The organism is Endozoicomonas sp. ONNA2 (assembly GCF_024606365.1).
Taxonomy (GTDB): domain Bacteria; phylum Pseudomonadota; class Gammaproteobacteria; order Pseudomonadales; family Endozoicomonadaceae; genus Endozoicomonas.
The window spans coordinates 1-1,179 of sequence record NZ_JAHHPO010000247.1 but is presented as its reverse complement, the minus strand read 5'-3'; the positions used below and the strand labels follow the sequence as shown (position 1 = coordinate 1,179).

Annotated in this window: 1 protein-coding gene; it reads right to left on the bottom strand. The window is 46.1% G+C overall.

From position 1 onward, the window contains the following. Positions 1-1,129: hypothetical protein (locus tag KDK14_RS04460; protein ID WP_257263817.1), on the bottom strand; the 1,129-nt coding region annotated here is incomplete at its 3' end. Positions 1,130-1,179 lie beyond the last annotated feature (50 nt).

Below are 1,179 nucleotides of genomic sequence, written 5' to 3'. Positions count from 1 at the left end.
CTCCCATATCCCTCAAGGCATGAACGTGGTTGTTGCCTGCAGCGCTGTTCATTCTGAGGGCTTCGCGCAGGAATTGAGCCTTCTCTTGCTCTGTCAGTTTCTCTGTCAGTGTGGCTTCCATCCCCAGTAAAAAATGAACCATGTTGTTACCGGCGGCGCTGTTGGTTCTCAGGGCCATGAACAGCAATTTTATCATCCGTTGCTCTGTCAGAGTGCCTCCCATTTTAACCAAGTGGCTGGCATTGTTGAGACCGGCCATACTGAACATTTTCAGGACGTTCTCCAGGCTTTTGCTCAGTTCTTTCTTGGGCAGTGCGGCTTTCATCTTCGTCGCTAAGAAAGTGACCAGGTTGTTACCGGCAGCGCTGTTGATTTTCAGGGCTTCGCGCAGGAATTGTACCTTCTTTTTCTCTGGCAGTTTGGCTCCCATATCCACTAAAATGTTCACTACATCTCCACTAAAATGCTCACTAGCAGCAATCTGATCGTTAACTGTAGCAAACTTCACTCCCGAATATTTCTTCAGGGGTTCTTCCAACCATCTTATTAGGTCTTCCATCCTCCATAGGGCTTCTTTCGGGGGTTCCCTCTGAGCTTCCACCGGAGGGGCATTCTGAGCTTCCCTCAGGGCCTCCTTCATGAATTCAAGTAAAAATTGTTCCAGCTCTTCCTCGGGTAGTGTGGCGCCCATCTCCAATAAATGTTTGATATTGGTGATACCTGCAGTACTGGACGTTCTCAGAACTTCCCTCAGGACTTGTGGCAGTTCTTCCTCGGGCAGTGTGACGCCAGTCTTCCTTAGAGCACTGACATAACGGTTGCCGAAATCACTGTCCATTCTCACAGCATCGCTCAGGGCTTGTGTTTGCAGGATTTTTATTTTGTTTTCAACGCTGGTTTCTTTAATATCCTTTCGAAATTGTATTTTGGTTTCACAAAATTCCGTTAAGTCCTGCTTGTCACCCAGGCTACGGAATATCGTTGTGTGTATCTCTTCAGTGAGTGGGGTGATAATTAAACCTTTATAGTTAGCCTTTGTATCTGCCTTGATTTTCGGACAATTATCTGGCGTTGATGTCGGTAGAGATAAATCGCTCGGGAAGCTATTCGGATTGCAAGGTAGTGCCATTTGAATATCCTGAAAACTAAAGATTTATAATTAAACACGCTTATTTGGGT